This window comes from Pueribacillus theae (assembly GCF_003097615.1).
In the GTDB taxonomy this organism is placed as follows: domain Bacteria; phylum Bacillota; class Bacilli; order Bacillales; family UBA6769; genus Pueribacillus; species Pueribacillus theae.
The window spans coordinates 1-20,700 of record NZ_QCZG01000040.1 but is presented as its reverse complement, the minus strand read 5'-3'; the positions used below and the strand labels follow the sequence as shown (position 1 = coordinate 20,700).

General features: G+C 38.2%; 22 protein-coding genes and 1 pseudogene. 18 read left to right on the top strand and 5 right to left on the bottom strand.

Annotated features, from left to right (window positions below; all coding sequences use genetic code 11):
* Positions 1-11 precede the first annotated feature (11 nt).
* From DCC39_RS15385 to ppdK, 7 genes and pseudogenes are all read left to right on the top strand, one after another.
* Positions 12-923, top strand: coding sequence for a TIGR03943 family putative permease subunit (locus DCC39_RS15385; RefSeq protein WP_116555788.1), 912 nt, complete (start codon positions 12-14; stop codon positions 921-923).
* Positions 924-1,524: 601 nt separating this feature from the next.
* Positions 1,525-2,481, top strand: a complete 957-nt coding sequence (locus DCC39_RS15375) for an ABC transporter ATP-binding protein (RefSeq protein WP_116555786.1) — start codon at positions 1,525-1,527, stop codon at positions 2,479-2,481.
* Complete coding sequence (locus tag DCC39_RS15370; protein WP_116555785.1) at positions 2,481-3,233, top strand: ABC transporter permease; 753 nt, start codon at positions 2,481-2,483, stop codon at positions 3,231-3,233. Before DCC39_RS15375 ends, DCC39_RS15370 begins: the two co-directional genes overlap by 1 nt.
* A 67-nt stretch (positions 3,234-3,300) precedes the next feature.
* Positions 3,301-4,050, top strand: a complete 750-nt coding sequence (locus DCC39_RS15365; protein WP_116555784.1) for a MerR family transcriptional regulator — start codon at positions 3,301-3,303, stop codon at positions 4,048-4,050.
* Positions 4,051-4,114: 64 nt separating this feature from the next.
* Positions 4,115-4,210: pseudogene (locus tag DCC39_RS19875) on the top strand (YdcP family protein); the annotation flags it as partial.
* 425 nt (positions 4,211-4,635) lie between these two features.
* Complete coding sequence (locus DCC39_RS15350) at positions 4,636-5,451, top strand: pyruvate, water dikinase regulatory protein (RefSeq protein WP_116555782.1); 816 nt, start codon at positions 4,636-4,638, stop codon at positions 5,449-5,451.
* A 2-nt stretch (positions 5,452-5,453) separates the two neighbouring features.
* On the top strand, positions 5,454-8,123 hold the full coding sequence (gene ppdK / locus DCC39_RS15345) for a pyruvate, phosphate dikinase (protein ID WP_116555781.1): 2,670 nt from the start codon (positions 5,454-5,456) through the stop codon (positions 8,121-8,123).
* A 166-nt stretch (positions 8,124-8,289) separates the two neighbouring features.
* Here the strand turns inward: ppdK and DCC39_RS15340 are convergent, their stop codons facing one another.
* Positions 8,290-8,664: a DUF2750 domain-containing protein gene (locus DCC39_RS15340; protein ID WP_116555780.1), complete on the bottom strand. Its 375-nt coding sequence runs from the start codon at positions 8,662-8,664 to the stop codon at positions 8,290-8,292.
* Between the two features lie 458 nt (positions 8,665-9,122).
* Between DCC39_RS15340 and DCC39_RS15335 the strand changes: the two genes are divergently transcribed.
* The 7 genes from DCC39_RS15335 to DCC39_RS15305 all read left to right on the top strand — a co-directional run bounded on the left by DCC39_RS15335 (position 9,123) and on the right by DCC39_RS15305 (position 15,170).
* On the top strand, positions 9,123-9,533 hold the full coding sequence (locus tag DCC39_RS15335) for a hypothetical protein (protein ID WP_116555779.1): 411 nt from the start codon (positions 9,123-9,125) through the stop codon (positions 9,531-9,533).
* A gap of 57 nt (positions 9,534-9,590) precedes the next feature.
* Positions 9,591-10,694 carry a sensor histidine kinase gene (locus tag DCC39_RS15330; protein WP_116555778.1) on the top strand — a complete coding sequence of 368 codons (1,104 nt, stop codon included), beginning with the start codon at positions 9,591-9,593 and terminating at the stop codon, positions 10,692-10,694.
* Positions 10,691-11,296, top strand: a complete 606-nt coding sequence (locus DCC39_RS15325; protein WP_116555777.1) for a response regulator transcription factor — start codon at positions 10,691-10,693, stop codon at positions 11,294-11,296. Before DCC39_RS15330 ends, DCC39_RS15325 begins: the two co-directional genes overlap by 4 nt.
* Before the next feature lie 86 nt (positions 11,297-11,382).
* Positions 11,383-12,297, top strand: a complete 915-nt coding sequence (locus DCC39_RS15320; protein WP_116555776.1) for an ABC transporter ATP-binding protein — start codon at positions 11,383-11,385, stop codon at positions 12,295-12,297.
* Positions 12,294-13,034: an ABC transporter permease gene (locus DCC39_RS15315; protein ID WP_116555775.1), complete on the top strand. Its 741-nt coding sequence runs from the start codon at positions 12,294-12,296 to the stop codon at positions 13,032-13,034. The genes DCC39_RS15320 and DCC39_RS15315 overlap by 4 nt, the downstream gene beginning before the upstream one ends.
* 459 nt (positions 13,035-13,493) lie before the next feature.
* Entirely contained in the window at positions 13,494-14,036 is a 543-nt protein-coding gene (locus tag DCC39_RS15310) for a glutathione peroxidase (protein ID WP_116555774.1), read from the top strand.
* A gap of 33 nt (positions 14,037-14,069) precedes the next feature.
* The gene (locus tag DCC39_RS15305; protein ID WP_116555773.1) at positions 14,070-15,170 is read left to right on the top strand and encodes a PQQ-dependent sugar dehydrogenase; all 1,101 of its coding nucleotides are present in this window, start codon (positions 14,070-14,072) and stop codon (positions 15,168-15,170) included.
* Between the two features lie 414 nt (positions 15,171-15,584).
* Here the strand turns inward: DCC39_RS15305 and DCC39_RS15300 are convergent, their stop codons facing one another.
* Positions 15,585-16,757 carry a YhgE/Pip domain-containing protein gene (locus DCC39_RS15300; RefSeq protein WP_165820908.1) on the bottom strand — a complete coding sequence of 391 codons (1,173 nt, stop codon included), beginning with the start codon at positions 16,755-16,757 and terminating at the stop codon, positions 15,585-15,587.
* Positions 16,758-16,925: 168 nt separating this feature from the next.
* On the opposite strand from DCC39_RS15300, the gene DCC39_RS15295 reads away from it, so the two are divergent.
* The gene (locus DCC39_RS15295; protein ID WP_116555771.1) at positions 16,926-17,519 is read left to right on the top strand and encodes a TetR/AcrR family transcriptional regulator; all 594 of its coding nucleotides are present in this window, start codon (positions 16,926-16,928) and stop codon (positions 17,517-17,519) included.
* Between the two features lie 344 nt (positions 17,520-17,863).
* Positions 17,864-18,382, top strand: coding sequence for a ClbS/DfsB family four-helix bundle protein (locus DCC39_RS15285; RefSeq protein ID WP_116555770.1), 519 nt, complete (start codon positions 17,864-17,866; stop codon positions 18,380-18,382).
* A gap of 519 nt (positions 18,383-18,901) precedes the next feature.
* Here DCC39_RS15285 and DCC39_RS15280 read toward each other — a convergent pair.
* From DCC39_RS15280 to DCC39_RS15270, 3 genes are read right to left on the bottom strand one after another with little or no spacing between them, the layout of a single operon-like run.
* Entirely contained in the window at positions 18,902-19,108 is a 207-nt protein-coding gene (locus DCC39_RS15280; RefSeq protein ID WP_116555769.1) for a hypothetical protein, read from the bottom strand.
* A 55-nt stretch (positions 19,109-19,163) separates the two neighbouring features.
* Positions 19,164-19,409: a hypothetical protein gene (locus tag DCC39_RS15275; RefSeq protein WP_116555768.1), complete on the bottom strand. Its 246-nt coding sequence runs from the start codon at positions 19,407-19,409 to the stop codon at positions 19,164-19,166.
* Between the two features lie 14 nt (positions 19,410-19,423).
* Positions 19,424-19,801, bottom strand: a complete 378-nt coding sequence (locus DCC39_RS15270) for a hypothetical protein (protein ID WP_116555767.1) — start codon at positions 19,799-19,801, stop codon at positions 19,424-19,426.
* Between the two features lie 338 nt (positions 19,802-20,139).
* Here DCC39_RS15270 and DCC39_RS15265 point away from each other — a divergent pair, with 338 nt between their 5' ends.
* Positions 20,140-20,361 carry a hypothetical protein gene (locus tag DCC39_RS15265; RefSeq protein ID WP_116555766.1) on the top strand — a complete coding sequence of 74 codons (222 nt, stop codon included), beginning with the start codon at positions 20,140-20,142 and terminating at the stop codon, positions 20,359-20,361.
* 30 nt (positions 20,362-20,391) lie between these two features.
* Entirely contained in the window at positions 20,392-20,586 is a 195-nt protein-coding gene (locus tag DCC39_RS15260; RefSeq protein ID WP_116555765.1) for a hypothetical protein, read from the top strand.
* Positions 20,587-20,700: the final 114 nt, after the last annotated feature.

The following is a 20,700-nucleotide window of genomic DNA, read 5'->3' as shown; positions in this document are numbered from 1 at the left end:
GGTTGGGATTGATGCAAGATAATCGAGATTATGGCTTTCACATTTTTTTGCGTGGCATCATATTATTAGGTCTCTCAATGCTCACATTTAAGTTATTAATTACAGGCAATATTTACAATTTTATTGCTCCTAGAATGATGCCTTTTGTCTATTTTTCAATGGCTATTTTCTTTCTTCTTGGGATCATACAAATTTGGAGAAGCACTTCAAAAAACCAAGGTGAGCTATATTGCAATTGTGGCTTTGACCATGGTCAAAATGGATCTCCGCTACAGTCACTCATCATTTATTCCTTATTCGTCATCCCAGTAATGACAGGCTTTTTATTCTCTGAAACAATTCTTGGCAGTTCTGTTGCTGGAAATCGCGGAGTTAAATACGGATCACATTTATATGCAAAACCTCCAAATCCAAATACAAGTGATCAAATTGAAGGAAATAGTAGGCAAATAGTTACGGAAAACACTAATATTCCGAAAGATGACGTTGGAAAAAGCGATGACCAACCAAGCGGCTTCATGGAAGATGATGAAGGAGCCGAGGATGACTTATTCCAAAAGGATAAAATCGTTGTAACGGATGATGAGTATACTTACATCATGAACGCCATTGATACAAATATTGATGATTTTATAGGTAAAGAGATAGAAATTTCCGGATTTGTCTATCGTGAACCTGACTTTACAGACGACCAGTTTGTTGTTGCACGGTTTGGCATGTCATGCTGTGTAGCAGATGCCTCGGTGTTCGGTATGATTGCAACTGTGGAGAATGCAAATGAACTTGAGGATGATGAATGGATAAAAGTGTCTGGTATTCTTAGCAAAACAACTTATAATGATTGGGAAATGCCGTACATACAAATTAAAAAAATTGACAAAATACCCCAGCCTGACCAGCCGTACATTTATGAGGACTATTAATTTATACTTCTTGATTTTTACTTATATTGTTCCTTTGCTATTTGGATTGTTTCTCTTTGGTTATAATCAATTAGGTCCAGCTGTTTCCACCACTGATCCGTTAAATCAAGATCAAGCCCACGCCCAGCATGTTTTTGTTTACTACTTTTGGCTAGTTATGTCCCAGCCTCATCATTATAAGAGAAGTATAGCTGTTTACGGAAATTTGATTCAAAGGAGGCGGTGTACTGCATTTGTTCGAAAATGTATAGGTAATTGGACTTCCACAATTGAGCACAATTGCGAAACATTTGGGATTTGCATGGATTGCATTAAAATTGCATAGGTTCTCAGCCGAAATCCCTTCAAACAGAAAAATGGGATGGGGCTTTGGGGAGTGAGGGGTATCACAGATAATAATAGAGGTGATATCTTTTTTAATTTTAAAGACATTTTAAAAAAATGGGTGTATTTATCTTCGATACCGATTTTTAGCAAAATCTATCCTCCTGCTTTGTCAAATTAACCGAACTAGCTTTTTATAAAAAGTATATTTAGTGTTGACCCTCCTTCAAGAGGATAGTTTATAGTTCCTTTTGTAAGTAATAAAGGAGGAAACAATATGTGCGCTCATTATGAAATAACCTTAAATGATGTAAGTAAAATATTCGGCAAAAAACTAGCGTTAGACAAGGTGTCTCTTAAAATAAAAAAAGGCTCCATTTTTGGATTGATTGGTCCAAATGGAGCAGGGAAGTCGACATTGACAAGTTTACTAGCTACTTTGTCCTTACCTGATGAAGGCACCGTAACGATCTCAGATTTAGATGTTGTTTCACAAGTAAAACAGGTTAGAAAAAAGATTGGGATAACATTCCAAGAACCTTCGATATTTACAACTGGAACAGCGTGGGACAATTTATTCATAGCCGGAAAAATCTATGATATGAACATTTCGAAAATAAAGGAGCAAGGAGAATACCTGTTAAAGGAGTTTAATTTGAATCAGGTATCTAACGATCTAGTTGGTACGTACTCGGGTGGAATGAAAAGGAAGCTGGATATTGCCATAAGTTTACTTCACAAACCAGAAGTGCTTTTTCTAGATGAACCTACAACTGGATTAGATCCTGAGTCAAGAAATACATTGTGGCAAATCATTTCAAATATCTCTCATAGGGAAGGAACCACAATTTTTGTAACGACACATTATCTGGAGGAATTGAACAATGTAGCGACTGATATAGCACTAATAAATAACGGAAAAGTACTTGATGTTGGAACACCGAAAGAATTAATTAATAAACTTGCAGCTGATCATATTGAAATTCATTATAGCAGATTAAATTCCTCAATGATTCAAAAAATAGATGAATATGTTTCTAACATGATTGAAGTCATTAATCATAAAATCAAACCAACATCATTAACAATTATTAGTAGTAAGGGGCAGCAAATACTATCTAAATTATTGAAGTTTTTAATTCGAAACGAAGTCGAAATTGAATTTAGTGAGCTTAAACAGGCTACTTTAAATGATGTTTATTTGTCAAACTTCACAGAGAAAGGGGATAAATAATGAACAGTATTTCGTTAATTTTATTGTTGGCAAAAAAGCGACTGACACCGTTAATTAAAAATCCTATCGGAATTATCATTTCAATGTTCCAACCTTTGATTTTTCTTGTGTTATTTGGGACGATATTTTCAAGTGTTTTTTCTGGATTTGGTAATTCAAATTATGCAGCATATATTTTACCTGGAATTTTAATTATGAATGCATTATTTGGCGGAATATATCTAGGTATGAGCACGTTAGATGATATGAGAGAAGGAATATTTAACAGATACTTAATTGCACCTAAGAATAATCTGGTTTTTATTGCTGGTGATTTAGTTTATATTTTTACCTTCCAAATGATTCAGTCTTTTTTATTAGTGGTTATTGGCTTTTTTATGGGCTTTAAACTACCAACAGGAATTGTTCATTCAATCATTTTTCTCATGGCACCAGCACTATTCTCTTGTGTAATCGGAACTATTTCTATAGGAATTGCCGTTCTGACTAAGAAGCACTCAACGATGATTACTTTGATGCAGTTTTTATCATTTCCATTGATTTTCTTATCATCTGCCTTTATGCCAAGCAATTTATTGCCAAAATGGATAAGTATAATATCACAAATAAATCCAGTTGACTGGGTAGTCAGAGCATCGCAATCAACATTCAATCATTCATTGGCAATGAACTACTATTTGCTGATTGTCTTAAGTCTTTTTATTACTGTTTTCATTTGTAAATCCACGTATGATGTTCAAAGAAAAAAGTGAAAGGAATATGTTGACTCTTACCTTAGGGGATACTTTAGTATAAAGAACATGGAAAGGAGGAAAGGAAATGTACACCGTTCACGAAGTTGCAAAGCTAGCTCATACAACAGTAAAGGCATTACACCATTATCACAAAATAGGTCTTTTGATACCAGAGCAAACGACAGAGGCTGGCTATCGTTTATACGGAAAAAAAAGTGTGGAACGACTACAGCAAATCCTTTTTTACAAGGAACTGGATTTTCCTCTCAAAGAAATTAAAAAATTATTAGATGGAGAAATCGACAGAGAAACTACGTTGATACAGCAAAAATATTTATTAGAACAAAGAATCAATCGATTTAAAGGATTGATCAAGACGATCAATTCTTCTATCAAAAGTGTTAAAGAAGGAGTTGATTTAGATATGGAAACAATGTTTAAAGGTTTTGAAACGGAACGAGAATGGCAAGAAGCCTTAAAAGACCAAAAAGAACATTTGAAAAAAGAATATGATTTTGATTTATCGAGTCAACCAATTCATGTAAAGTCAATGAACGATTCTGCTAGGGAAGCACAGTCATTTAATGAAGATATGATTCGGTTTTTACAAGAAGGTTTTTCTGTAAATAATCCCAAAGTGTTGGAGCGTGTAAAAGAACATCTATCTTTTTTGGAGAAAAAAGGTCATCCATCAACGCCACAAGATTTTCTAAATCAGACAGAGCTTTTTATCGTTGACGATTTTCATAGAAATATGCTTGAAGAGTGGCAAGTGGGTTACACTTATTTTCTAAACAAAGTGGCAGCGAATTATTTGGCAAATAGTAAAGAGTAGAAAATAGACATTCATCAGTTTTTCAGACGACGCAGGCATTGATGAAAAACTGTATAGTCTATAAAAGTTTTCCGCATTACGACGTGAAGTGTTTCTGCAAAATGAGGGTGGCACGGTATCGTCCGAAGTGAAAGAACGAACCAACGATTTAAACGACCGATCTGCTTTAGCAGGTCGGTCGTTTAAATGGGTATTAGATTTATGGATGCTTTCGTTGGTAAACGATGTGCTATTGAAAAACAGTTATTTTTCATATTTTTATCACTGTTTTTAAAATAAATATGTTATACTACATAAAAATAAGTATAACTCATTCACGATGAGTTTATATAATAGACCACACTTATTGTCGTAAAGAGGGTGATAAAAATTAAACCATCCGATCGCCAGGACGAAATTTAACGTTATTAGAAGTAGGAAAGAAAATGCTTAATTTCCATATTGATTCCTTGCCTGTAGTAAAGGAAGTGAAGGGGAAAAAGAATACATATTCACTTTTAGGGAGAATTACAAAAACGACGATAACAAGAGCTTATTTAGAATTTTATAGAAGGAAATTAAAAAGAAAGAGGAGCTGCTGAAAGATTGAAACGGAAAGAAGTGGTCTATGTAGTCTCTGACTCGGTTGGAGAGACGGCAGAATTTGTTGTAAAAGCAGTAGCAACGCAGTTTAATAGCAGTAAAATTGAAATTCGCAGAAATCCATATGTTGAAAATACTGAAAACATTGAAGATGTCATTATGTTAGCTAATAAAGATCATTCAATTATTGCCTATACGATTGTCATTCCGGACTTAAAAGAATATTTAGACAAAAGAGCACAAGAAGAAGGTATCTTGGCAGTTGATTTACTGGAACCATTAATCAATGCATTTGAAACAAAATTTAACAAAGAGCCTCATCATAGTCCCGGATTAATGAGGAAATTAGACGAAGAATATTTTCGTAAAATCGAAGCAATTGAATTTGCTGTGAAATATGATGATGGCCGTGATCCAAGAGGAATTACAAAGGCGGATATTGTTTTAATTGGTGTTTCGCGAACATCAAAGACACCGCTGTCTATGTATTTGGCTCATAAACGGTTTAAAGTCGCAAATGTTCCCCTAGTTCCAGAGCTGCCGCCACCAGATGAATTGTTTAATATTCCGAGAAAGAATTGTATCGGTTTAATTATTTCACCAGATAAACTAAATGAAATTCGCAAAGAGAGGCTAAAGGCTTTAGGGCTGACCTCACAATCAAATTATGCCAGCTTAGAGCGGATTCTTGGAGAATTGGATTATGCTGAAAAAATTATAAAACGTGTAGGCTGTCCAATTATTGATGTATCGAATAAGGCAGTGGAAGAAACGGCTGGATTGATTTTAGAAGTGCTAAAAAAAGAGAGGAGTTTTTAATTATGAAGAAATTTGTTTATTTATTTCATGAAGGTCAAGGAAATATGAAAGATTTACTGGGAGGAAAAGGGGCAAACCTAGCGGAAATGACGAGAATTGGCCTGCCAGTCCCATATGGTTTTACGATTACAACAGAAGCATGCAATGCATACTATGAAGCTGGTAAAACCATTCCCGCTTCTATAGAACAACAAACGCTTGAAGCCTTAAGCCGTTTAGAGGAGAAAATGGGAAAAAAGCTTGGGGATTCTGACAATCCATTACTTGTTTCAGTACGCTCTGGCTCTGTTTTTTCGATGCCTGGGATGATGGATACGATCTTAAATCTGGGAATGAATGATGAAACAGTTGCCGCTGTAGCTAAATTAACGGATAATCCACGGTTTGCGTATGATTCTTATCGCCGCTTCATTCAAATGTTTAGCAATGTTGTTCTTGAAATTGATACTTATTATTTTGAACAATTATTAGAAGAGACGCGTGAACAAAAGGGCTACCTTTCTGACCCTGAATTGACTGCAGAAGATTGGAAGGAAGTGATTGCAGGCTATAAGGAAATTGTAAAAAAACATACGAAAAAAGCTTTTCCGCAAGATCCGAAGGAACAGCTCTTTCTTGCTATAAATGCAGTGTTTAATTCCTGGAATAATCAGCGTGCGATTGTTTACCGCCGTTTGAATAAAATTCCTGACCACCTAGGAACAGCCGTTAATGTTCAAAGCATGGTATTTGGGAACATGGGGGATGACTCTGGCACTGGCGTTGCTTTTACAAGGAATCCATCAACTGGTGAGCCAACGCTTTACGGGGAGTACTTAATTAACGCTCAAGGGGAAGACGTTGTTGCAGGGATTCGTACACCACAGCCGATTGCTACTTTGCAGGAAGAAATGCCGGACGTTTACAAGCAATTTACGGATACATGCCATCAGCTTGAACAGCATTATCAAGAAATGCAGGATATCGAATTTACGGTAGAACGCGGCAAACTTTTTATTCTTCAAACACGGAATGGAAAGCGTACTGCACAAGCAGCAATTCGCATTGCAGTAGAGATGGTGGAAGAAGGGATTATTGATAAAAAGACAGCCCTTCTTCGTGTTGATCCTGATCAATTAAATCAACTTCTTCACCGCCGTATCGATAATAGTGTTGAAAAAGAAATTTTAGCAAAAGGATTGCCGGCATCTCCAGGTGCTGCGACAGGTCAGGTTGTTTTCGATGCTGATGAAGCAGAACAACTAGCAAAGGAAGGCCAAAAGGTGATTCTTGTTCGCCCTGAAACAACTCCAGATGATATTCACGGGGTCGTGGCATCACAAGCCATCCTGACGAGCCGGGGTGGGATGACTAGCCATGCTGCAGTTGTTGCCAGAGGTATGGGAAAAGCTTGTATTTGCGGCTGTGAGGCTATAAAAATTGATTTGAGAGCGAAGCAATTTACAGTTGGCAGAATTACTGTCAATTTCGGAGATACGATTACAATTGATGGGTCTACTGGTGAAATCATTCTTGGAGAAGTACCGATGATTGAACCAGAATTATCCGATGAATTCCAGCGCTTGCTTGCCTGGGCAGATGAAGAACGTAAAATCGTTGTGCGTGCCAATGCTGATAATCCGGAGGATGCGAAGAAAGCATTTGAATTTGGCGCAGTTGGGATTGGATTATGCCGCACGGAACATATGTTTATGGATAGTAAACGCGTACCCATTGTACAAAAAATGATATTAGCGGAGAACTTTGGAGAGAGAAAGGCGGCATTAGAGCAGCTTTTGCCGATGCAGCAAGAGGATTTTGAAGGGATTTTCGAGGCGATGCAAGGATATCCGGTCACCGTTCGCTTGCTAGATCCGCCACTTCATGAGTTTTTACCTCCTAAAGAAGAGCTTCTAATTGAGGTGACAAAGCTGCAAATATTGGAGCCGCAATCTGAGGAATTAAAGAAAAAAGAACAGTTATTAAAAAAGGTTCGCCAATTGGATGAGTATAATCCAATGCTTGGCCTTCGTGGCTGCCGCCTTGGAATCATGTACCCCGAAATATATGAAATGCAGGCGAAAGCGATTTTCTATGCAGCCGCAACATTGGCTGAAAGAAACATAGAAGTCCAACCGGAAATTATGATTCCACTTGTTGGTCATGTCAATGAATTAAAAGAAATGCGCCAGGTTGTTGTTGATGCAGCTAACAATGTACAAAAAGAAACTGGGAAAAAGATTGCGTTCACCATCGGAACGATGATTGAAATTCCGCGCGCTGCTGTAACAGCGGATCAAATTGCTGAGGAAGCTGACTTCTTCTCATTTGGTACGAATGATTTAACGCAAACAACCTTCGGCTATAGCCGTGATGATGCAGAAGGTAAGTTCCTACAAGCCTATGTCGAAAACAAAATTCTTCCAGAAAATCCATTTTCAGCTTTAGATCAAACGGGTGTTGGAAAACTTGTAGAAACAGGTGTTAAATTAGGACGTACAACAAAGCCGAAGCTAAAATTAGGTATTTGTGGAGAGCACGGCGGCGAGAAGAGTTCTATTGAGTTCTTCTATAAGATAGGTTTAGATTACGTCAGCTGCTCGCCATATCGAGTGCCGCTTGCACGTTTAGCAGCAGCGCAAGCAACCATTCGCTATGAGCGTAATAAAGGAGAATTTATCACAACAGTATAATTGCTTGCGTGATTTGCGTCATTTCTTTAATGATAAAAGAGAATGATTTAGGTTATCCAATCGTGCTATGAAGTGAGGGGTTTTCTCAAAAGTTGAGAATTGATACCCGTTTCTATACAAGCTGAGCACCGTTTCGGTGCTCTTTTAACATCTATATTGATGTTTCCTAGTAATTTTCAAGTTCGGAATTAATATCTCTAAGCAGAACATCAATCTCCACAAGGGCTGCGTCTTCTTCGGTTGGGAATATTGAAGGTTTAACCCTGTCTTTTTTCATTCCTACAAGCCATTCATCAATAAATTCGTATAAATCAATAGCTGCTGCCTCGAAGCCTTCCCATTCATTTTTAGCACAGTTTTCCGCAAATCCTTTTTTAGGAAAGAACGGAATAAGCATATTCCCATCATTATCCTGTGCCGTTGCCCAACCTTCATTATACAAACCCCAAACTTCTTCAAAATCGACCACTTTTTTAATAAAATACTCATATCGAATATTTGCGGGTCTATGCAGTAAAGCCTCAATTTCTTTTGTGTTCATACAAGACACCCTTTTCCCAAAAAATGGATTAGATAAGTAAATTTTACATTATTATTTTTATGACACACTAAAAGTCAGGCAGTTTTATTATGATTAGAAAAGGACTGTTTGACAATTAGATAGCCCTTGCCAATTCCGTTAAAGGGCGCGTTCTTATTATGAGGCCAATCGGAATTTATTTTCTGGTTGGCCATTTTAATGGTTTAACAGAGGAAGCCTGAGGGGTACGAACGGGCTAGTGGGAACACAATTGATCCCATCCACAAAAATGTTTCCCTTCTACTAAAGGAGTAAAGGTAGCATCCGTAGATTTTGCTGTTTAATAACATGAATCCATCCGAAAAACCTTCTAAAAAATGATATTTATCATTTCAAAGAAGTGATATACATAACTACCGGCTCCGTCGGCTTTTTAGATATGCTTTTAATACAATAAATAAAGGAGGGCACAAGTAATAATGAGAAAAGGTTTATTAGTCGGTTTATATGCGGGAGTTATTTCAGGAGCTGCCGGTGTTGCCACGGCTTACCTGTTAGGTGCTGTAACGGGCCTGTGGTTCTCCCAGTTAAATTGGATCTCGATTGCGGTTGCTTCGATCATCGCAAATATCGCCGGGGCAATGATTTTCGCAAAGTGGTTTCAAAAAACTGCAAGACCTTCAGTCTATTATGTTCTGCTGGCTGGAGGTGTCACTCTGTTGTCGTCGCTCAATGTTTTGGCTAATCCTCCGGCAGATAAATTTGGAGTTATTGCACAGCCGGTGCATGTCGTGGTCTTCTTACTTTCGATCTGGTTGGTTCCGATGTGGCTGAAACGCGGGAAGCAAGCTCAAGTTTCCGGAACCCCGATAGCAAATAATAAAGGTTAAGGTCAATGGCTCAAAGCCATGTGGTATGATAGTCCAAAATGATGAAGGTGGTAAAAAATGGCTCGCATCAGACTCCCGTGGGAAACGATGATGTTGCTTCCCCCGTTGATTTCTCTGATTATCTTTCCGCAGCAGACGGGGTACAACTATCTTTTGTTTTTTATAATCGCAACGGCTCATTTGATCAGCATTATGAATGCGAAACACCGAACCTTTTTCATCATTGTTCAACTGGTCGCGGTTGCTTTATGGGGTGCCTTCATCTCCCCATGGGAATTAAGCTTCGGCTTTTATCCCGCTTTGGTGATTGGCAAGTATCCATCCTACCGCAAAATTACTGGAATGACCGTACTCATGGCTGTGCTCTTTGCCGGGGCGGCCGGGGTCTATTTCTTGCGTGAGTCGAATCCATTGTACTTTGGCTGGTATTCGATTCTTCTCATTCTTTTCCTGTTGCCCTATATAGTGAGAATGATTCGGAAAACACACGAGATGAAATTGGGGCTACAACATGCCAATGATGAAATTTCCCGACTGATAAAAAATGAAGAGCGCCAGCGAATCGCTCGTGATCTTCATGATACGTTGGGCCATACCTTGTCTCTGCTTACGTTGAAAGGTGAATTGGTGGAGCGGCTGATTCCCCGGAATCCCGATCAAGCCTCAAAAGAAGCGCGTGAGATCCAGAATATTTCAAGGTCCGTTTTATTGCAGGTGCGGGAACTGATCAGTGATATGCAGTCCATCGATCTCGATGAGGAGTGCCAGCGGGCGGCCCGAATTTGCGAGTCTGCCGGGATTTCATTCAAAGTGGAACAGAATGATGAACTTTCAGGAGCCCCGCCGATTATCCGGAATATCCTGAGCCTGTGTCTTCGTGAATGTGTCACCAATGTCGTGAAACATAGCGGCGCGCGCACTTGCACAATCCGACTTGAAGAAGAACCCGGGAGATACATTCTGCAGGTGAGGGATGATGGGGTTGGCATTGCAAAGGAAAATCACGACCGGTTCGGCAGCGGCCTGTTGGGCATGAAAGAACGGTTATTGCTTATCGAGGGAAAACTTGAAATGACAACTGGGGAAACAAAAGGAACGAACATCACGATTATCGTGCCGAAAGTCAAGAAACCGGCGACCACGAAGGAGGGAATCCAATGAGAATTGTCATTGCGGAAGATCAGGGAATGCTTCGGGGCGCGGTCAGCCAGCTGCTTGCCTTGGAAGAAGATATTGAAATTGTCGGAGAAGCCGACAATGGTAAACAGGCTCTCCGGCTGATTCGGGAAAAAAACGCCGATATTGCCGTTCTTGATATTGAGATGCCACTGTTAAGCGGACTGGAAGCAGCGGAAAAGTTGAGGGATGAAGGAAGTAAATGCCGGGTTGCCATCGTGACTACCTTCGCCCGAAGCGGGTACCTGCAACGTGCCGTGAAGGCCGGAGTAATGGGTTATTTGCTAAAAGATACGCCCGTGTCCGAATTGGCGGAGGCGCTAAGAAAAATTTATGCTGGCCAGCGTGTCTTCAGCCCACATCTGACATTTTCCATGATGGAGGAAATCAATCCACTCACGAAACGAGAATCCGAGATATTGTTGCACCTAAGGAAGGGAGATTCCGTCAAAGAAATCAGTAAGGCTTTGTATCTCTCTCCAGCTACGATTCGCAACTACATCTCCGAAATTATTCAGAAGCTGGAAGCCAAAAACCGGATGGATGCCGTCGCCATTGCCGAAAACAAAGGGTGGCTGCCGGAATAACCTTTTTTTGAAAAACAAAACCGATATTATGATGCAAGACTGAAGAGCAAAAATCCATTCATTTTTTATGAGAGAAGGAGAAAAAAGTGCCACATGTCATTGAAGTTGAAGGCTTGACCAAACAGTACGGGGAAACTCGAGCCGTACAGGGGGTTTCGTTTACAGTCGAAAGAGGCGAAATTTTCGGTATCATCGGTCCGAACGGAGCCGGTAAGACCACAACCATTGAGATCCTGGAAGGGCTGCGGAAAAGAGATTCCGGAAACGTGCATGTTCTCGGCTATGACCCCGGCAAGGAATCCGACCGCTATCAATTAAATAAAAAAATTGGGGTGCAGTTCCAGGCCGCATCCATACAGGAGTTAATGAAGGTCAAAGAAGCGATAAATCTGTTTGCCTCTTTTTATGACACACATCATGTCCTGGTGGACATCATTGAACAATTACATTTGAAAGACAAACTCAATTCGTATTTCAAGGATCTTTCCGGTGGATGGAAACAGCGTGTAACGCTCGCTTTATCCGTTTTGCATCAACCCGAAATCGTGTTTTTGGATGAACCGAGCATGGGGCTCGATCCGCAGGCCCGCCGTGAGTTATGGGAAGTCATCTATACCCTGAAGGAACAAGGAACCACCATCCTGGTCACGACGCATTATATGGAAGAAGCCGAAAAACTTTGCGATCGGATCGCCATGGTGTGCGATGGCCGAATCCGGGCGCTTGGGAAACCGAATGTGTTGCTTGAGGGTCTCGCGACAAACTACCTGGCGTTTGAGAGTTTCGATGTGGATCTTGATGTATTGGCCGCTCTCCCCGGCGTGATTCATGTGGAGAAATCCGGGGATCAGGTGAGAATTCAAACGGAGAATCTTCAGCGTTCTGCCTACCTGGTTTTAAAGGAATGTGAAGAACGCGCTTGGAAAGTGACCGCATTCCGTTTCGAGCGAGGCACGTTGGAGGATTTGTTTGTCCACCTGTTAAAGGAGAACTCAGCGTGAATAAAATTGTGAAATTGTCGGTAATGGAGACAAAGCTATTTTTTCGAGAAAAAATGGCTGTGTTCTGGACTTTCTTGTTTCCGGTCCTGATGATCGGGCTCTTCGGGGCGATGTTTGGAAGCGCCAAAATTGGTGGGATGACTTACAGCAATGCTTACATCCCGTCCTGGATTGCCGTGAACATCCTGACTACTGCGTTTTTCGGAATCGGAACAGTGATGGCCAACTATCGTGAAAAGGGCATTTTGCGGCGCTACCAAGTCACAACCGTGCGTCCTTGGATGGTGTTATCAGCGCAAACTGTGCAGGGAACTGTTATTTTTGCCATTAGCGCGGTCATCATTCTCATTTTTGGATTCCTTGTGTTCGACTTACATGCACCGAAATATTTGGGGAGCACCTTGTTGGCCATCCTATTAAGCTTGGCTGCCTTTTTCCCGTTCGGTCTGTTGATCAATTCAATTGCCAAAAACGTTCGGACGGCCTCAGCTGTCAGTTCACTTGCGTTGAATTTGATGATTTTTCTATCGGGAGCGACCATGCCGATTGAATGGATGCCAGACGTGTTGCGTATGATCGCTTACCTCATTCCGCTTTACTATGTCATTGATTTAACAAGGCAAACCTGGAATTCCACACCAATTTGGGAAAATGGCGTGGATGTCGCGGTTCTCATTGGTGTCGCCATCGTGTCAATCATTTTGTCCTCACGGTTTTTCCGCTGGAGCGGGGAATAGGATGATCATGTTTGAGAATCTTTACAAAAATACGTTTTTTATTGGGCAAATTGTAGCACAGGCTGTGGTAACAACACCGTTAATATTTGAAGGAATAAGCTGTTGAGCCGGGTATGAAACAAATAGGCGCGATTCGTGGAACAACAATGTGCTTGAATTGGGCCGTATTGTTGGTGCGAAACGTTCCTGACTACAATAGGATTAATTTAGTCTAAGATATGGATAAATGCATATGTGCTGGAAGGCACACGTATGGTTCTTAGGGGGGGAAGGGGATAGTAATATTCCTGACCCACCCAAAAGCTGGCGATCACTTCAAAAGCTTACCTATCACTATAGTAACAACGTCAGGTTTAAAAAAAGGAATTAAGTTGTTCTGTAACGAATTATGTTTAAATGGGTTTTTTAAGGTTCAGATGGAAGACCCAATAAAATAGATTCATGAAGGAGAGAAAAATTTTGTCAGTATATTCATTTCAAGCAAAGCTATCAAATGGAGAAGAAATTAGCCTGGATACCTATAAAGGAAAAGTAATGTTGATTGTGAACACAGCCAGCAAATGTGGATTTACACCTCAATATGAAGGGCTCGAAAAATTATATGAAACGTATAAAGAAAATGGATTTACGGTCTTAGGTTTTCCATGTAACCAATTTGGAGGTCAAGAGCCAGGAAGTAATGAGGAAATTAGCAGCTTTTGCTCTTTGAATTACAATGTGGCATTTCCTATCTTCCAAAAAATCGATGTCAATGGGGAAAATGCACATCCATTATACCAATACCTGCGGCAACAGGCCCCAGAAGATTCAGATTTAGATAAAGAGGGATCACTCTACAAGCTTTTGCAGGATAAGATGCCAGACCTATTAGAAGGATCAAAAATCAGATGGAACTTTACAAAATTTTTAATTGATCAAAATGGCAATGTCTTAAAACGCTTCGCACCGACTACGAAACCAGAAGATATAGCAGGGGATATTGAAAAATTATTAGCAAATTAAAAACTAATAGAAATAAAAGGTGGATATTTAATATTGAAAAAGGTCTTAGCAACCTCCATTACTGCCATCCTTTTAATAGCGGGTTGTTCTGAAAATGAACAACAAGATTCTTCCAATGATTCGGAAGATACAAAACAAGAAGAATTAACATCGCCTGTTGAAGATCTAGAAGTTATTGCGGAAAATCTGGACGTTCCATGGTCCATCGAAAAACTAGAGGGTACATTTTATTTAACAGAAAGATCAGGAAGCATCGTTAAAATAGAAGGGGGAGAAGTAGAACGGCAAAGTATAGAGCTTGAGCAAAAGATATCAACGGCTTCAGAGGCAGGGTTACTTGGATTTGTACTCGCTTCTGATTTTTCCGAATCGAACCTAGCCTATGCCTATTATACGTATGAAGGCAATGCTGGACAATTTAATCGTCTCATAAGGCTTCAATTGGAAGATAATGTGTGGAGGGAAGAGAGTCTGCTTCTTGACCAAATTCCTAGCGGCGCTTACCATCATGGAGGTAGACTTAAAATAGGGCCGGACGGAAAACTTTATGCAACGGCTGGAGATGCTTCTGAACGTGAAATAGCACAAGACCTCAATTCATTAGGTGGTAAAATTTTAAGAATGAACCTAGACGGATCGATACCAAGTGATAACCCATTTCCAGACTCTTACGTCTATAGCTACGGGCACCGCAATCCTCAAGGGATGACTTGGTCATCGGATGGCACGATGTATGCAAGTGAGCACGGTGACAATGCAAATGATGAGGTTAATATTATCGAAGCGGGCCAAAACTATGGCTGGCCGATTATTGAAGGTTATGAAGAACAAGAAGATCTGATTTCACCACTATTCACTTCTGGGAATGATGAGACTTGGGCACCATCCGGAATGGATTATGATGATGGAAAATTGTATGTTGCCGCATTAAGAGGATCTGCATTATTAGAATTTGACCTTGAAAAGAATGAGCAACGAGAACTCATAACTGGACTTGGTAGAATTCGAGATGTGTTAATTGAGGATGAATCCCTTTACTTCATTAGCAATAACTTGGACGGCCGGGGAAATTCACAGAAAAATGACGATAAGTTATACAGAATATCACTTTCCCGATCCAAATTAAGTAAATGAAGAAAGTTGTTGAAAAATCAAGTGTTAGTCTATCCATAGTTATTAAAGATAAGCTGGTTATTATTATGGATGCAAGAGCAATTATGAAAGAACTAAAAAGGAAAAACGGGGGTTTTGAATTTTGTTATTTTCAAAACCGCCCTTCGTATATTAGCTGTCTATATAGTTTTTGCTCTCCAAATAAGCAACGGTTTTTTATGTTGCATAAGGAATAAAGAAATATCTGTATACGCAAAAAGTCAACTCCCATTTCTCAAAACTTCATTCTGTTTTACAAATAATACTAAAATCCAATATAGTAATGATTGATATTATAGTTGTCGACTATAAAAATTGAGATCGCTGTTGGTTTACATCTCCTGCTTGTAAGGGATAAGAAGAAGCTTTTTTGACCTTTTGAATGTATCTAGGTTTTTACAACTTAACTTTTTTCCTTCTTTGAAGTATTGTCACATAAATAAGTGATACAATTATAGCAATTACACCGAAAATTGTTAGCGCAAAAATAGCATTCCAAATGGATGTATTCGTATAAAAAATCCCAAAAAGTCCATCAGTAAAATATGTTGCTGGTAAAAATGGACTTGCCCAAGTGTAATATTTTGTAACGAGTTCAATTGGTAAAATGATTCCACTTGTTAAAACTTGAAAAAGGAGCAATATTATGAGAATTCCAATCCCAATAAATGAAAATAGGTCAAGGAATGCTTGAATAAACACACTAAACATATAAAATGTTATAGTTAAAAATAACCATAAGGTTACATAATTCGCTGTAATTTTTACATCAAAAGTGTTTAAGACAAGTATAATTGCTAATGGGTAAAGCATGGAAGCCACGATATTTAGCAATTGTTTATGAAAGAATATAGGCCAGGCAGATAATTCAACTTGAATAGGCATTACTTCCTTTTCATATAAAAACGAGCGGATCAACGCACTAACAAAAATTGTTAAAAAAATGAGTAACGGAAGTACAGTGTTTAAACGATGGTTATTCTCATTTATTTTTAAAGTATTTTCACTAATACTTTTATATTTTAACCCTTCAATTGCTTGTATCACGACTTCTTTTGACTGCAAAAGCGGTTCATTCTTAGGAATTGTAGATTCAATATTTAAGTAAAATTCCTCGATTCCAGCAAGTGTTTTCCTTTTTGTTATTTCATACGCATTTTCATTTAATAATTGGGTTATTTCTTTTGTGGCATCTTCCATGGCAGATTTTATTGCAGTTTGTCGTGCTTCATCAATAATATAAGTAATTTCAGAATTTCCTTTTTTTAATTGTGAAGTAAAATCTTTTGGAATCTCAATGATCATATGCGCTTCTTTGTCCTCAAGTTGTTTCATTGCATTATCAATACTTGTTTCTTCAATTAGAGTAAATGGAGCATTTTTTTCAATTTGTCTAGAAACTTCCTCACCTATATCTGTATCCTCATTTACCATAAGGACAATTATTTCATCAACATTTTCATCTATATTATTAAAAGCAGGCAAATAAAGGTATAAGAGTATAAGAGAAAAAACTATAGGGATCAGAGTGCCCAATAAAAGCTTTTTATTCTTATATAAATTTTTCATGTCGTAATTCTCCTTTTTAATAATTAACAACATGTTGTTGTTTGTTATTATAGATGAGATATAATAACAAACAACCGAATAATTTTACCTGTTTGTTGTTTAAGGAACATTACGAATAATACTGTCTGTAAATGCATAAATAATCAACAAAAATGGAGGAAATGTTTTATGGAAAAATCTAATGACTTGCGTGTCATCAGGACAAAACAGCTGATAAGAGATGCATTGTTAACTCTTATTAAGGAAGTGGGATTGGAGAATATTACCGTTAAGAAGTTAACGGAATGTGCACAAATAAACAGATCGACATTTTATGCACATTTTTATGATAAATATGATTTATTGGAGAGCACAATAAATGATGAGCTATTATCGTTTGTGGAAGAAGCTGCACCAAAAAGTGAAGAAGAATTAATAGCAACACATTACCCGAAAGCATTTTATTTAAGAGCCGCGCAATATATTTATCAGCGGGCAGACTTTTTTAAAATAATGATGGGGGAAAACGGGATTCCTTCCTTCCAACAGCAGCTTCTGCAAATTATGAAAAAGTACATGGCGGAACGTCTAGAAAAATTCCATCCCCAACTGGATAAAATGGAAATTCCTAAGGAGTTTTTTATTTCTTATGTTGCTCATGCAAATATTGGAGTTATTTCATACTGGTTAGAAAGCGGAATGCAATATTCACCGCAATACGTGGCAGAAAAAATGTCAAACATGACTGTCGAGGGGCCATTAAGTGTTGCGGGCATAAAATAATTAAGTGAAAAAAACATTTTGTAGAAAGATACAATCATTTGGATAAATATTTACAAGTAATAAACTCAGGAATACCTCCAAATCCTGTATATCCCTTCTAAAGCCTCAATCTATATAGATCTGCGACATACATCCCAAATTTTATTTCATCAGCATTCACTTTCAAACATGCCTTATTAGCATTTTCTATACAGGTTTTGGCAGTTGTCTCTGCCACATCATAGGCATTATTATCTTTTAAGAATTAACACCTGTAATATTTGTTTAAGAAAGTGGAATGGTATAATGTGGTCTATACATTTAGAATATATAAGCCAAAATGTTTTAGGAAAGGATAATTACGATTGCAAGAATATGTTAATAGACAAGCCTTGATTGATGAAATTACTAAAAGAGCAAAGCTATTTATTGATGAATTCCATTCTGTCAATAATCTTCATAAAGATGTCTTTGTAAATGAAGTTGATAGAACGCCATCCCAGATGATTGCCTACCAATTAGGGTGGTTGAATTTAATATTATCATGGGAACAAGATAATAAAGATGGAAAAAATGTAATAACACCGACGCCAGATTATAAATGGAATAATCTTGGTGGGCTTTATCAGAGTTTTTATGATAAGTATGCAGAGTATTCGCTTGAAACATTGATTGAGATGTTTAACCATGATGTTAATAAAATAATTCAATTAGTAAAAAGCTATAATGATAAAGAATTATTTGAACAAGGTGGCAGACAATGGGCGACTTCAACACCTTCCAAATGGCCAATTTGGAAATGGATTCATATAAATACAGTAGCGCCATTTAAAACCTTTAGAACTAAAATTAGAAAATGGAAAAAGATTAGAGGAATAGTGTAAACCAAATACAAGTCACATTAAATACACTTCCTGATATTCAAAGAGAAGATATAAAATTTTCGGTCTACCACGGTCATTTAGGCTGTGGTATTTTAAATTTATGGAAACAAACATACTTAGACAAATCTTTTAGAAATAAAGGTAGCTTATGTCCAATAACAAAAGCATATTTAGAAAGGGCGATTAACAATCTCACCGGTATCCAGGCATCGAAAAAAAGCAAGAAAAAGAAGATAAGCCACCAGCTTAAATCAGTCCAAGAAACAGAGCGTCAGCTATGTCTGCTTAGTGTGTCATGAAAAAGAAGAAATTCTTTTAAGTGTAGTTGGGGATTTTGATTTGATGGATGATGGTGATCCAACAACTCCTCCTATGTTTTCATGCGAACAATGTGGAGGAGAAATGTACCCTGAGTATTATAAAGGAGTACATGGTGTAGAGTACAAATTATCGGATGTTCTCTAAAAAAGGACCGGGCCGCTTTTTGCCCGGTTTTTCTTACTCTGCTAGACCATTCGATTATTCATTACGGATGATTTGATTGATGCCACCGACAACAATTTGTTTAAAGACTTCCGTATTATCCTCAATCCCTTGTTTCGATTTAATAATCTCAAAAATATCCTTTACTTTTCCGTCTATAATTAATGTTAGCCCATCTACCTCTTTCCCATTCTCCCCACTTTGAAATTTTTCTGCAAGAATCGTTAAAACGTCATCGCTCATTGTGAACCTCCATAAAATTCTTTAATCTCTTCGTTGTACGCTTCTTTTATTAAATCTACACTTTATATTGCCTTAAATAAGCTAAATAATCCCCCGCTGTCTTTTTATCAACGATTAAAAAATTGCTTCGGAACTGTAAAAGCTCGGCAACATCGTATTCAAACCCATTTTTGATAAAATCATTTTTCCTTTTCTCTAAATCTAAAATCCAACAATCTCTTTCCGTAACATACCAAGAAAATTCGCTGTTGTATTGAACACCAACGATAATATTTTCTCCATATTTGGGGTTTATTTGCATCAATTCGACCTCCCCTATTTAATTACCTTTCGATTGCTTCCATACTCCTCAATCCAATGAACCCATGGCTTAGGCAGCTCATAACTTGTGCCAGGTGTTGTTGGATCGACAATTTTGGGCGCAGTTCCACCTTGATTTTCAATATTTTTCAGATAACCATCTTGTGGTATACGGTTTTCTTTAATAAAATCATCAAACCATTTTGGCACTTCAAATTCAATGATTTCCCCGCCCGGTCTTTTTGTATCTCGAAAATACTTTGCATGCTCGAAATTATTCGCACTTACATTAAGGTTTGCCTTCTTGGTATCTAATACTTCAGCGTACTCTAGTGCCGTCGACTCCATCTCTTTTATAAGCATCTCCAGTTTGAAAGGATCAATCTTGATCACCTCGGTCTCTCTCCTTTCCTTTCGTGTTCTAAACGAAGCCGTTCAGCTTCAATCTCTTCGATAACTAGGTCTCGTTCGCTTATCAGAAGATTGATCCAATTTTTTAATTGCTGACGAAAGTTTGACACTTGATTTGTGAGGGCACGAGAGTGAGCCGCATTTTGATCCGCCTCTTAAATTTCCTTCCCAAGTAAATCGAATTTGGAATCCTTGTGCAAGAGCGTTTGACTGAAAAATAGATTTTATTCATATGGAATTGGGTAAGTAAGAAATATAGTATAAATTAGGAGGAAAAAGGAAAAATAAAATAAATAAAAAAGGTAGGAGTGTGTTAAAGTATGGATGATCATAATGAAGGCCATAAAAGTGTACGAAGTGTAGACGAAGGAAGAATTCACATTGCATCTGATGATTATCTTCGCTCAGATGAAGAGGAGTTTGAAAGACGAAAGGCAAAAAAATCACGCAATAACAGTCGTGAAGGCTGGCCGGAGAATGATGATCGCTTTTTAACGGATGACGACCCATTCTTGGATCCGGGCTTTCAAGACCGCTTATAGTCAAAAAAGATCAAGGAAAGTGCGAGAAAATTGGCAAGCATGGAAGGCAATAAAAAACGAGGGAAATCAATTGAAAAAGTAGATGACGAAACAAAAGGTGCATTGGGTGGTACGGGTATAGTCGGGTCACTGGAACGGAAACGTAAAGACAAGCCTACAGATAAAAAAAGAAGGAAAAGGCGTGATGAAAAGGAAGAACATGATAAAGACACATCATCTCCATAGAGACGATCCTTAACGTGTTACTAAACGTCAAGGATCGTCTTTTTTTAAGAGATCAGAAAGTATAAAATTTTGGGTCTACCACGGTCACTTTGGCTGTGGTATTTTCAATTTATG

What these genes read in the sequence shown, in the direction of transcription:
- DCC39_RS15330 (WP_116555778.1), top strand. Translation starts at nt 9,591, where the DNA reads ATGGCTCGCATCAGACTCCCGTGGGAAACGATGATGTTGCTTCCCCCG.
- DCC39_RS15280 (WP_116555769.1), bottom strand. Translation starts at nt 19,108, where the DNA reads ATGAGCGATGACGTTTTAACGATTCTTGCAGAAAAATTTCAAAGTGGG.
- DCC39_RS15365 (WP_116555784.1), top strand. Translation starts at nt 3,301, where the DNA reads ATGTACACCGTTCACGAAGTTGCAAAGCTAGCTCATACAACAGTAAAG.
- DCC39_RS15375 (WP_116555786.1), top strand. Translation starts at nt 1,525, where the DNA reads ATGTGCGCTCATTATGAAATAACCTTAAATGATGTAAGTAAAATATTC.
- DCC39_RS15370 (WP_116555785.1), top strand. Translation starts at nt 2,481, where the DNA reads ATGAACAGTATTTCGTTAATTTTATTGTTGGCAAAAAAGCGACTGACA.
- DCC39_RS15340 (WP_116555780.1), bottom strand. Translation starts at nt 8,664, where the DNA reads ATGAACACAAAAGAAATTGAGGCTTTACTGCATAGACCCGCAAATATT.
- DCC39_RS15265 (WP_116555766.1), top strand. Translation starts at nt 20,140, where the DNA reads ATGGATGATCATAATGAAGGCCATAAAAGTGTACGAAGTGTAGACGAA.
- DCC39_RS15325 (WP_116555777.1), top strand. Translation starts at nt 10,691, where the DNA reads ATGAGAATTGTCATTGCGGAAGATCAGGGAATGCTTCGGGGCGCGGTC.
- DCC39_RS15295 (WP_116555771.1), top strand. Translation starts at nt 16,926, where the DNA reads ATGGAAAAATCTAATGACTTGCGTGTCATCAGGACAAAACAGCTGATA.
- DCC39_RS15385 (WP_116555788.1), top strand. Translation starts at nt 12, where the DNA reads ATGCAAGATAATCGAGATTATGGCTTTCACATTTTTTTGCGTGGCATC.
- DCC39_RS15275 (WP_116555768.1), bottom strand. Translation starts at nt 19,409, where the DNA reads ATGCAAATAAACCCCAAATATGGAGAAAATATTATCGTTGGTGTTCAA.
- DCC39_RS15335 (WP_116555779.1), top strand. Translation starts at nt 9,123, where the DNA reads ATGAGAAAAGGTTTATTAGTCGGTTTATATGCGGGAGTTATTTCAGGA.
- DCC39_RS15300 (WP_165820908.1), bottom strand. Translation starts at nt 16,757, where the DNA reads ATGAAAAATTTATATAAGAATAAAAAGCTTTTATTGGGCACTCTGATC.
- ppdK (WP_116555781.1), top strand. Translation starts at nt 5,454, where the DNA reads ATGAAGAAATTTGTTTATTTATTTCATGAAGGTCAAGGAAATATGAAA.